Source organism: Streptococcus sp. KCJ4932 (genome assembly GCF_004352745.1).
In the GTDB taxonomy this organism is placed as follows: Bacteria; Bacillota; Bacilli; order Lactobacillales; family Streptococcaceae; genus Streptococcus; species Streptococcus ruminicola.
In genome coordinates this window covers 1-12,170 of record NZ_SJWW01000008.1, presented here as the reverse complement: position 1 = coordinate 12,170, position 12,170 = coordinate 1, and the positions used below count along the sequence as shown (strand labels likewise).

Genomic DNA, 12,170 nt, shown 5'->3' with positions numbered 1-12,170 from the left:
GTGCAAAAGTATAGCAATTCTTTGCATTTTCATAAACTTTTCCATAGAATAGGTATACATTACATACAATGGTAGAATTTGCCATAATAATAATTGAAAATCAACGGAGATACATAGATATGAACATCAATAGTTTATTACAAGATTCGTCTAAACATTTACCAATCTTGCAAGCAACTTTTGGTTTAGAAAGAGAAAGCTTGCGGATTAATCAACAAGGCAAAATTGCTCAAACAAGCCACCCAACCTGTCTTGGAAGTCGTTCTTTTCACCCTTATATTCAGACAGATTATAGTGAAGCTCAGCTGGAACTCATTACTCCTATCGGGCAGTCAACCAAAGATGCCCTACGTTTTTTAGGAGCCATTACAGACGTTGCAGGGCGCTCAATTGATAAGGATGAATACCTCTGGCCTTTATCAATGCCACCTCAAGTCAGTGAAGATGAGATTCACATTGCTCAATTAGAAGATGATTGGGAGCGTCATTATCGTAAACATCTAGCTAAGGTTTATGGCAAAAAATTACAATCTATGTCTGGCATTCATTACAATATGGAGCTGGGAAAAGATTTGGTCGCTGCGCTTTTCCAACAAAGCGGCTATGATTCGCTCATCACCTTTAAAAACGACCTTTATCTAAAATTAGCTCAAAATTTCTTGCGTTATCGTTGGCTTCTAACCTATCTTTACGGAGCTTCGCCAATCGCTGAACAAAGATTTTTAAGTCACAAATTAGCTCAACCTGTTCGTTCTATTCGAAATAGTCAGTTTGGTTATGTGAACCACAAAAATATTCAAGTTTCTTATCAAAGTCTTGAAAAATATATTACTGATATCGAGCATTACGTAACTTCTGGTCAGCTTATTGCTGAAAAGGAATTTTATTCTGCTATTCGCCTACGTGGTAGCAAACACATCCGTGATTATTTAACACAAGGCATCACTTACCTTGAAGTACGCTGCTTTGACCTTAATCCTTTTGATCATCGCGGAATCACCCAAGAAACACTTGATACTGTTCATCTTTTCGTTCTTGCTCTTCTCTGGCTTGATAGTAGCTCTGCTATTGACCAAGATATCGCTAAGGCTACTGAGCTTAATAATGTCATTGCTCTTAGCCACCCGCTTGAAAAATTACCACAAGAAGCACCTATTTCAGAAATCTTATCAGCTATGCAAGGCGTGATTGAACATTTTGACTTGCCATCTTATTACCAAGAATTGTTAAATCATGTCAAAGAACAAATCAAGAATCCTGAATTAACTATTGGAGGACGTTTACTAGAAAAAATTGATAATCTTTCATTAGAAACATTTGGTCAAAAACAAGGACAAGCTTTCCACGAGTATGCCCTTAAAGCTCCCTATGCTCTTAAAGGGTATGAATCAATGGAACTCTCTACTCAAATGTTAATGTTTGACGCTATCCAAAAAGGCCTTCACCTGGAAATCCTTGATGAGAATGATCAATTTATTAAATTATGGCATGACGATCATATTGAATACGTTAAAAATGCCAATATGACTGCTAAGGACAGCTACATTACACCACTTATTATGGAAAATAAAGTGGTTACTAAAAAACTCCTCGCTCAAGCAGGATTTCCTGTTCCAGCTGGCCAAGAATTCAGCGATAAAGACAGTGCGCTCCGCTATTTCTCACAAATCAAAAATAAAGCTATCGTCGTTAAACCTAAATCAACTAACTTCGGTCTGGGAATTTCTATTTTTAAAGAACCAGCTGAACTGACAGCGTATCAAAAAGCCTTAGATATTGCATTTTCTGAAGATGATACCGTCTTAGTTGAAAACTTTATCGCAGGTACCGAATACCGTTTCTTCGTTCTTGATGGTAAATGCGAAGCTATTGTCTTGCGCGTGGCAGCAAATGTCGTTGGCGATGGCAAACACACCATTGTCCAATTGGTAGAACTCAAAAACCAGAGTCCTCTTCGGGGCCGCGGTCACCGCTCACCACTTGAAATCATTGACTTGGGAGCTGTCGAGCGTCTCATGTTAGAACAACAAGGTTACACTCCTGATGATATCCCAGCAAATGGTGTCAAAGTTGATTTACGCCGTAACTCTAACATTTCAACTGGTGGCGATTCAATTGATGTTACTGATATCATGCCATCAGATTATAAAGAATTAGCTGCCCAAATGGCTAGCGCTGTTGGAGCTTGGGTCTGCGGAGTTGATTTGATTATCCCAGACAAGACCTTACCAGCTAGCAAAGAAACACCAAATTGTGCTTGTATCGAATTGAACTTTAACCCTGCCATTTACCTTCACACTTACTGTCATGAAGGACCTGGACAAGCCCTCACACCTAAAATTCTAGCCAAACTTTTCCCAGAACTTTAAGCCCAAAAATAATCTTCGTCAAAGTACAGTCATTGCTTGTCATTATTCCCCTTTTTGCGATAAAATAAATACAATCTTAGATAGAAATGGATTGAATGAGTTTATGTCAAGACCTAGAAATAGTGCCGGAGGATTAATCACCATTATTATTGGCGTTATCCTGCTTATCGCTTTACTCGAAAGCTTACTTGAAATTATTATCCCACTTGCCCTTATCGGTGGTGTTGGATTTGGCGTTTATTATTTGGCGACCAAACAATCACGCTTAGAAAAAGTAAATACTAAACAACGTCTTCAAGACTTAAAAGATAATATTCGCGTCGCTGATCGTCAGACAAAACTTCTAGACAATTACCTCGACGAAAAAGACTACACACAATATGTCGTTGTTGCGCGCCAACTATTACCACAAATTCGTCATATTAAAAGTGAAGTCACTGACTTAAAGGCTAAAATGGACCTCAAAATCAATAAACGTGTCCTTAAAAAAGCCGAATCAGTCGAAAATGATATTCTCTTGCAACTGGATAAATTGGATATCTCTCCAACGACAGCAAATGCTTCTAAGGAAGAAACAGATTTGCTAAAACTTGCTCCAGAGTTGGCTCATCTTTATAACAACATTCAGCAAGATCACCTTACCATTTTGAAAAAAATTGAAAAAGCTGATAACCGTGAAGAGCTTACTGCTCTGCATGAAGCTGATATGGAACGATTCCATGATATTTTAGATGGCTACCTCAAAATCAAAAGAGCTCCTAAGAATTACTACAATGCTGAGGAGCGCCTAGCAAAAGCAAAAGCTGCTATGGAAAAATTTGATTTGGCACTTGATGAGACCCTTAGAAAACTTAACGAAAGCGACTTGAAAGACTTTGACATTAGCCTACGCATGATGGCTGATGACGATACTAATTTGTAATTTAGCTCTGACAAAGGAGATTATTTATGGCTGATACATTTAATTTTGACATTGATAAAATCGCTGATAATGCTATTACAAAAACTGACAAAGCAACAGAAATTATCGTAGCAACTGACACCACCTCAACTGGACAAGTCTCTTTTTACGATAAGTTGACCCCTGAACAACAGACTGCTATTACCGCTAAAGCTCCAGCTTTGGTTGATAATTTTGTTGCTGACCAGAATGCACTGCTTGATTTTGGAACATCTGCTGTTGAAGAAGTTAACACGACTGTCAATCGCATTTTGGCAGAACAAAAGAAACTGGAAATTCCGCAAGTTGACGACCTGCTCAAAAATGCTAACCGTGAATTGAATGGCTTCATTGCTAAATATAAAGATGCTACACCTGCTGAGCTTGAAAAGAAACCGAATTTCTTCCAAAAACTCTTCAAGCAAAGCAAAAATAGCTTACAAGAATTCTACTTTGATTCACAAAATATTGAACAAAAAATGGATGGCATGGCTGCCGCTGTTGTCAAACAAGAAGAAACCTTGGCACGCAACATCGTCTCTGCTGAAATGCTGATTGAAGATAATAACAAATCGATTGAAAACCTTGTCGGTGTGATTGCCTTTATCGAAGCTTCTCAAACAGAAAGTGCTAACCGCGCACAAGCCCTTCAAAATGAACTGGCAACACTAGATAGTGCAACACCAGAATATCAAACAAAATCTGACGAACTAGCTCGCATGACTGAAGTTATCAACACACTGGAACAACAGCACACTGAATACCTCAGTCGCCTTTACGTGGCTTGGACAACAACGCCGCAAATGCGTAACATGGTCAAAGTGTCATCAGACATGCGCCAAAAACTTGGTATGCTTCGTCGCAACACCATTCCGACAATGAAATTGTCAATTGCCCAGCTCGGCATTTTGCAACAATCAGTTAAATCTGGTGTAACTGCTGATGCCATTGTCAATGCTAATAACGCTGCTCTTCAAATGCTTGCTGAGACTAGCAAGGAAGCTATTCCCATGCTAGAACGCACTGCTCAAAGCCCAACGGTTTCTATCCAGTCTGTCACAGCTCTTGCTGAAAGCCTCGTTGAACAAAATAACGGCATTATCGCCGCTATCGACAACGGTCGTAAACAACGTGCCCAACTCGAAGCAGCTGTCGTCAAATCCGCAGAAACCATTAACGATTCTGTCAAAATCCGTGACCAAAAAATCGTCGAAGCCCTTCTTAACGAAGGCAAAGAAAGCCAAGAAGAAGTCGAAAGAACAGACATTGCAGAAGAATAATAACAGTAAAAAGGCGAGAATACCCTCGCCTTTTTTATCTTCTCATTTTTCACTGGATGATTACGCTTTAACAGCCACTATACTAGCCCATCAAATTTGCTTTGTGTTATAATATTCTTATGGATAAACTTATAAAATCAATTTCAAAATCTGGTTCTTTCCGTGCTTATGTGCTTGATAGCACTGAGACTGTAAGAACTGCTCAAGAAAAACATCAAACACTTTCTAGCTCTACAGTTGCTCTAGGTAGAACGCTTATCGCCAATCAAATCCTAGCTGCCAATCAGAAAGGAGACAGCAAAGTAACCGTCAAAGTCATTGGTGATAGCTCACTTGGTCACATTATTTCTGTGGCTGATACTAAAGGACACGTTAAAGGCTACATCCAAAATACTGGCGTTGATGTTAAAAAAACTGCTACTGGTGAAGTCATGGTCGGCCCATTCATGGGTAACGGTCAATTCGTTGTTATTACCGATTACGGTACTGGTAACCCATACACATCATCAACACCACTTGTCTCAGGTGAAATCGGTGAAGATTTGGCCTTTTATTTGACTGAATCTGAACAAACACCTTCTGCCGTTGGACTTAATGTCCTTCTTGACGACGAAGATCAAGTCGAAGTTGCTGGTGGCTTTATGTTGCAAGTTCTTCCAGGTGCATCTGAAGAAGAAATCAACCGCTACGAAAAACGTATCCAAGAAATGCCTGCCATTTCAAAACTCTTGGAATCTGACGACCACATTGAAGCTCTTCTAAAAGCTATCTATGGCGAAGACGAATACAAAGTCCTTGCTGAAGATGAAATCGGCTTTAACTGTGACTGCTCACGTGAACGTTTCGAAGCTGCCCTTGTCACTCTTGGCAAAGATGAATTAAAAGCCATGAAAGACGAAGACCACGGTGCTGAAATCACTTGCCAATTCTGCGGTAAAACATACAACTTTACCGAAGATGATTTGGAGGGCTTGATTAATGACTAATCTCAGCTCATCTTTCATGATTGGTGACGTTGAAATCCCTCACCGCACGGTTCTAGCACCCATGGCAGGGGTGACAAACTCTGCTTTTCGTACTATTGCCAAAGAATTTGGAGCTGGCTTAGTCGTTATGGAGATGATTTCTGAAAAGGGACTTCTCTATAACAACGAAAAAACCCTGCACATGCTACACATTGATGAAACTGAACATCCGATGTCTATCCAACTTTTCGGTGGTGACGCAGATGGTCTCAAACGCGCAGCTGAATATATCCAAGAAAATACAAAAGCTGATATCGTTGACATCAATATGGGCTGTCCCGTTAACAAAGTCGTTAAAAATGAAGCGGGTGCTAAATGGTTGAAAGACCCTGATAAAATTTATCACATCATCGATGAAGTCACTTCTGTTCTTGATATTCCACTTACCGTAAAAATGCGTACAGGCTGGTCAGACAACTCTCTAGCCGTTGAAAATGCCCTTGCTGCTGAATCAGCTGGTGTCTCTGCCCTTGCTATGCATGGACGCACACGTGAACAAATGTACACTGGTAAATGTGACCTTGAAACACTTGCTCGCGTTTCAAAAGCCATCACTAAAATTCCATTTATCGGAAATGGTGACGTGCGCAGCGTTCACGACGCTAAATACATGATTGAAGAAATCGGTGTAGATGCCGTTATGGTTGGACGCGCAGCCATGAACAACCCTTACATCTTCACCCAAATCAATCATTATTTTGAAACAGGTGAAGAATTACCAGACCTTCCATTTGTCAAAAAATTGGACATTGCCGAAGACCACCTTAAACGTCTCATCGACCTCAAGGGTGAAAAAATTGCTGTCCGTGAATTCCGTGGCTTAGCTCCACATTACCTTCGTGGTACTGCTGGCGCTGCTAAAATCCGCGGAGCCGTCTCACGCGCAGAAACAATCGATGAAGTCAAAGAAATCTTTAATAGCTTACGATGAGAAAAGAAAAAGCAGATAACAATAGTTATCTGCTTTTTAACTTGCTTTTTGTAATCCTGATAAGAAATCTTGATAAAGATTATTTCGTTTTAATAATTGCTGATGCGTTCCATAGTCAGCAACTGTACCATTTTTATTTAATACTAAGATAGCATCAGCTTCTCTGACAGTATGTAATCTGTGAGCAATAGTCAAACGTGTCTTACCAGCAGTTAGTTTATCAATTGCCTTACTAACAATCCTCTCCGTTACACTATCTAGACTTGCAGTAACTTCATCTAGAAGATAAATTGGATGCTCTACCAATAGAGCCCTAGCGATATTGAATCGCTGCTTCTGACCTTCGGATAATCCAGTACCACTATCAGAAATCATTGTATCTAAACCATCATCTAAATCATTAACCAATTTTGATAGTCCCAATGTCTCAAGAACAAAGGATAACCTTTCCTCAGAAACATCTTGATTCTTTCCATAAAACAAATTATCTCTAATACTTCCATGAAACAGAGTATTATCTTGTGGAATATAAGATATAAGTGTTCTCATTTGCTTAGGCGTAATATCCATTAAGTCCCTCTGACCCACAGAAATACTTCCACGATAATTTTGATAAAATTTCATCAGCAAAGAAAAAACTGTAGACTTTCCAGCACCACTTGGTCCAACAACGGCTATATGTTTTCCAGATGGAATATCCACTGTTAAACCATTTAAAACATCTTCGTTTTCATAAGCAAAATGAAGATTATTTAGCGAAATGCTTGTATCAGCTAAATTCAAATCAGCATTTCTATTATCTTCTTTTTCCAGATTTAAAATTTCCATCAAACGGTTAGAGACACTACTAAACTCTGTTAATTCAGTCATTGAATCAGAAATATCTGTTACCGGATCAATCAGCTGCGTAATATACAACACAAATGTTGTTAAAGTCGCTATTGTCATTTCACCTTTTGAAACAGATATACCAGCTACAACTAAAAGCATAATAATAAAAGCCATCATTGAACTATTAACCAACGTGCTTTGAATAGCAGAAAATTTAATAATCTTGTTATAGTTCAATGATAATTTATCAAAAGATGATCCAATATTGCTTTTCTCATCTCTTTCACCTTTAAATGCCTTAATTAATCGAATATGTAAAAATTTATGACTAATTTTACTTGAAATATCACTAATATTTCCTTGATAACCAGCATAGTAATCTTCGAGTTTTCTATTGATGGGAATAATAATTCCTGCCAATAATGGAATGACTAACAAACTCATACTAGTCATTGATGGACTAATCTGAAATAGTAGAATTATAGAACCAATAATAGTAACTAAATTTAATATAAAATTTGGAAGTACTACAGTTACGAAATTCAAAACAACCGACATATCATTTGTTAAACGACTAGATAAATCACCAGATTTAAAATAGTCTAAATCCTTAATTGATGAAAATAACAAATTTGAATATACCTGCTTTTGCAATTTATTCATCGCTTGACTACCACATGTGCCAATTAAATAACTTGCCACAGCTTGAAGAGTATATACAAAAATAAAGAACCCCACTAAGTTAAAAAGTGTATCTTTTTCTGAAACAATACTCTTCAAAAAACTTTCATCTAGCAGCTTACCGATAAATTGTGGTAACATTAGTCCCAATAAAGTACCTATGAAACTTAAGCATAGACCAAGAAAAAATTTTTTCTTATTTATAAAACTGAATAATAGTTTTAACAATTCTTTATTCATCATATGCTAGTACTCCACATTTTTAAATTTCTTAAATCCAAAATAAGATAGTACTGCAACATAAATAAACGTTACAATTACAACACCAACAACAGCCTCTGCAAGCTTACCTTCATAAATCATTTGATTATAGCAAGTTGGATAAGCTAAAGCAATTGGACCTCCAATAAGTGCTATAATTTCAGTTGCTGTTCCAATAATCACACCAGCTAGTAGTGTGACTCCACCACTAAAATATAGTGAAAAGAAAGTTGCTAGAAAAATTGAAATATAAAAATCAATGAAAGAAACACAAATACTCAATAAAGTTTCTAATGTTTCCTTAGCTGTTGCAGGAAATACTGCATGACTACCTAAAGGAAGTTTTACAACAGCACCATAGTGCGCTACAAGTGTAAAACCTAAAAATAGCACTCCAAAAATCGTGACAATTAAGCACAAACTAAGAATCTTAGCTATAAAGATTTTCTTTCTATCAATATCTTTATACAAAAACAGCAAAGAATCATCAAGTTCTCGTCTAAAAACAGTGTGAGTCAAATAATAAAGTGCGAGAACTGGCAAAGTAATTGAATTAACTGTACCAAATAGCAAATTAAAGAACTCAATAAAACTAAATGTAGTTCCTGGATCTGCACTAAGTTTCATAAACTCTGAATCCGGGAAAAATGAAGATAGATAAAATACTAACGGATACAAACTAAAGGCAAGAAAAATCTTTGTTTCTTTGCGTTTCCAGACAGAATCAAATACTGCTAAAAAAACATGTTTCATCGTATCTCACCCTTTCATAAAAACATCTTTAAGATGGTTTTCCTTAACAGAAATGCCAGCGATTAACTCATGACTAGCCAAAACTTCAAAAAGTTGATTAAGCTCTTTAGCTTCTGTTACAGTCGAAATATCAAGCGAATTTTCCTCTAGACTAACCGTCTCACTCAAGAATAGTTTTAAAACTCTCAAATCTTTAGTCGTATCCAAGTTGATCACAAGACTTGGATTTTCTTTTCCTTCAAAGGCATCAGCTAATTTTCCCGCTTCAATGTAGACATAACGATTACACAAAGCTTCCAACTCACCAAGTTGGTGACTTGAAATCAACATAGAAATTTGACGTTCACTTGACCATGTTTTCAAAATGGTAATTAATTTTTGCACCCCAATTGGGTCAAGCCCTACAAAAGGTTCATCCAAAATCAAGAAATCAGGCTCTGCAACCAAGGCAATCGCTAAAGCTGTACGTTGTTTCATCCCAAAAGAGAAACCTTTTGGTTTACGATTGCGAGCATCCCAAAGCTCAACCAGTTTCAAGGTACTTTCGATATTAGAATAAAGTTCCTCTTTGCCATGTAGTTTCAAATAAAATTTCAAATTATCGATAACAGACATTTCTGGATAAAAAACTGGGTCAATCATAATTCCAAAATCGTCTAAGACATTGTCACGACTATTGATATCAGTTCCATTGTAAGTGATAGTTCCGCTAGTTGGTTTTTGAGATTTGGCAATCATTTTCATCAAAGTCGATTTTCCAGCACCATTCTTCCCAATCAAACCAACAATCTCGCCCTTTTCAATCTCCATTGAAACATCAGAAAGCGAGTAGAAATCATTTCCCGCAAATTTTTTTGATAAATGTTCAATTTTAAGCATATTTTTCTCCTGATTTAACTTCTTTGCGATTTAGTAAAAAGTACAATGCTAGTGAAATTCCAAAATAAGTCAATAGCATAAAAATAATTTGAGTTGTATCAAAACCATTAGGATCAATTTCAACGGTTAATGAATCACTAGACATACTATTTTTTTCAATAAAAGTCATCCAAGTTCCAGTTTTTTCTGTAATCCATGAAAAAGCTGCATAAAAAAGTGTTGAGAACACTGGTAAAACTAAACTTAAGATAAATTTTTCCTTCTTATGTTTTCTAATAGTTACTAAAATATAATTCATAACTGGTGGGAGTAAATAAATCATTCCAAGATAAACAAGTACTGACATAGAGGGTAAAAAATAAACTCCCAAAGCTGTTATAATCAAATATAAAACTGCTGCGATAAAAAATGTTAATGTCATAATAATCTCCTTTAAATACCGAATTTAACAACTATCAAATTATATAACCAATGCGAAGCAATTGAGTATTGCAAGCCAAACCTTTGAGCAATGTATGAAAATACTATCGCAATTGGGAACCTAAAAATTAAATTATCTAAAAAACTATAATTTAAATGCAAAATTAGTGCAAACAACAAAGAATTAATGATGATTGCTTGCCATTTAGACATATCTTTACATAATATATTAAAAATAAGATATCGAAATAAAAACTCTTCACTCGTTGCAATGATTAACTGATTAAATGATTCTCCTGTTTTGAATACAAGAACATCAAATAATATCAACAGTGCAAATAAAACTGTTAAAATCTTAAAATCAATTGAAACCTTACTCTTATTGGGAAGTAATTGAAATTTCCTAGCCACAATATACGGTAGAATAATAAATCCTAACGGCATACAAAACATAATTGTGTAGGTGTAAGCATCCGCTGTTAAATTCTTGCCACCTAGAAATAGAGTCGCTAAACCCAAATTGTAACAAACTGAAGCAAGAACTATTAAACCAATGGAAATAAAAAGTGTTTCCCATTTTATAGACTTCATCATAATCTCCTAAAACTCAAGTTTTTTAAATCTTAATTTTGCTAATAGATAGGGTGTCAAAAAGTAAATAACAAATAAAATCACCATGATAATCAATGCAGTTACAAAATTAAATTGATTTAGTAAATCTGAATAACTATTTGGAAATAGATATTTCAATGAGCTTAGCATAGGTGCAATCATTGAAATAAGAGTAAATAATACCCCTGATAGAACTGACACTAATGTTTTTTTCTTAATTGAAATACATGCAAACAATGAAATAGTTATCAAATTTAAAAAGATAGTGGCTAAAAGCATTAAAGCTGATGATTTAATTTCTAACCATGAACTAGAAACTAATCTTGCACACATGCCAAAATGAGGAATCAAAATGATATAGTAGGTAATAATACTAATTAAAACTGACATCAGTAAATAAATTGTATAAAGTAAGAATAACCCTCTCATCTTGGCTTTAAAAATTTTCGTCTTACTAATATCCTTATACAAAAACATTATTCCACTATCAATTTCATCTCTGAATACTGAACTAACAATAAATCCTAATATTAGTGTGGGAATAATAAGTTTAAACTGCGTATCTAACGCCCCTGAAGTAAACGATAGTAAATTAGAAGTAAATCCAGAATTTGCCATCGTATCAAAATCTTGATTCTCCATAAAAAATGGAGTAATTAAAGGTAATAATGAAAATCCCAACAGAATTCCAACATCTCGTCTTTTAAAAATCGACTTAAATATAGCTAAAAACATATAATCTGCTCCTAAATTTTTAATTATCAACAATATAGAGTTTAATTATTACACTAAACCCCATATTGTTGATAACCAATTAATGGTTATCAATATTTATTACAAGCTACCTTTACCGTAACGTGCTGTTACACTAACTTTTCCTACTTTAACTGTATTACGTTTTGTTGCTTTTACTTTTTTCATTTGCCTTATCCTCCTAATTACAAGCTACCTTTACCGTAACGTGCTGTTACACTAACTTTTCCTACTTTAACTGTATTACGTTTTGTTGCTTTTACTTTTTTCATTTGCCTTATCCTCCTAATTACAAGCTACCTTTACCGTAACGTGCTGTTACACTAACTTTTCCTACTTTAACTGTATTACGTTTTGTTGCTTTTACTTTTTTCATTTGCCTTATCCTCCTAATTACAAGCTACCTTTACCGTAACGTGCTGTTACACTAACTTT

Annotated in this window: 11 protein-coding genes; 5 read left to right on the top strand and 6 right to left on the bottom strand. The window is 35.8% G+C overall.

Annotated elements, in window-relative coordinates:
• Window positions 1-119: 119 nt before the first annotated feature.
• From gshAB to dusB, 5 genes are all read left to right on the top strand, one after another.
• Window positions 120-2,369: a bifunctional glutamate--cysteine ligase GshA/glutathione synthetase GshB gene (gene gshAB, locus E0E02_RS04585; protein WP_133017969.1), complete on the top strand. Its 2,250-nt coding sequence runs from the start codon at window positions 120-122 to the stop codon at window positions 2,367-2,369.
• A 103-nt stretch (window positions 2,370-2,472) separates the two neighbouring features.
• Entirely contained in the window at window positions 2,473-3,291 is an 819-nt protein-coding gene (locus E0E02_RS04580) for a hypothetical protein (RefSeq protein WP_133017968.1), read from the top strand.
• A gap of 26 nt (window positions 3,292-3,317) precedes the next feature.
• Complete coding sequence (locus E0E02_RS04575; protein WP_133017967.1) at window positions 3,318-4,589, top strand: toxic anion resistance protein; 1,272 nt, start codon at window positions 3,318-3,320, stop codon at window positions 4,587-4,589.
• A 119-nt stretch (window positions 4,590-4,708) separates the two neighbouring features.
• Window positions 4,709-5,575 (top strand): Hsp33 family molecular chaperone HslO, encoded by an 867-nt coding sequence (gene hslO / locus E0E02_RS04570; protein ID WP_133017966.1) that lies wholly within the window; start codon window positions 4,709-4,711, stop codon window positions 5,573-5,575.
• The gene (gene dusB, locus E0E02_RS04565; RefSeq protein WP_133017965.1) at window positions 5,568-6,545 is read left to right on the top strand and encodes a tRNA dihydrouridine synthase DusB; all 978 of its coding nucleotides are present in this window, start codon (window positions 5,568-5,570) and stop codon (window positions 6,543-6,545) included. The genes hslO and dusB overlap by 8 nt, the downstream gene beginning before the upstream one ends.
• Window positions 6,546-6,581: 36 nt before the next feature.
• On the opposite strand, the gene E0E02_RS04560 is transcribed toward dusB, so the two are convergent.
• The 6 genes from E0E02_RS04560 to E0E02_RS04535 are packed head-to-tail and all read right to left on the bottom strand — an operon-like array spanning window position 6,582 to window position 11,717.
• Entirely contained in the window at window positions 6,582-8,297 is a 1,716-nt protein-coding gene (locus E0E02_RS04560) for an ABC transporter ATP-binding protein (protein ID WP_133018013.1), read from the bottom strand.
• 6 nt (window positions 8,298-8,303) lie between these two features.
• Window positions 8,304-9,071, bottom strand: a complete 768-nt coding sequence (locus tag E0E02_RS04555; protein ID WP_133017964.1) for a hypothetical protein — start codon at window positions 9,069-9,071, stop codon at window positions 8,304-8,306.
• A 6-nt stretch (window positions 9,072-9,077) separates the two neighbouring features.
• Window positions 9,078-9,950, bottom strand: coding sequence for an ABC transporter ATP-binding protein (locus E0E02_RS04550; RefSeq protein ID WP_133017963.1), 873 nt, complete (start codon window positions 9,948-9,950; stop codon window positions 9,078-9,080).
• Window positions 9,943-10,371 carry an Msa family membrane protein gene (locus tag E0E02_RS04545; protein ID WP_133017962.1) on the bottom strand — a complete coding sequence of 143 codons (429 nt, stop codon included), beginning with the start codon at window positions 10,369-10,371 and terminating at the stop codon, window positions 9,943-9,945. Before E0E02_RS04545 ends, E0E02_RS04550 begins: the two co-directional genes overlap by 8 nt.
• Before the next feature lie 11 nt (window positions 10,372-10,382).
• Window positions 10,383-10,964 (bottom strand): type II CAAX endopeptidase family protein, encoded by a 582-nt coding sequence (locus E0E02_RS04540; protein ID WP_133017961.1) that lies wholly within the window; start codon window positions 10,962-10,964, stop codon window positions 10,383-10,385.
• A 6-nt stretch (window positions 10,965-10,970) separates the two neighbouring features.
• Window positions 10,971-11,717: a hypothetical protein gene (locus E0E02_RS04535; protein ID WP_133017960.1), complete on the bottom strand. Its 747-nt coding sequence runs from the start codon at window positions 11,715-11,717 to the stop codon at window positions 10,971-10,973.
• Window positions 11,718-12,170 lie beyond the last annotated feature (453 nt).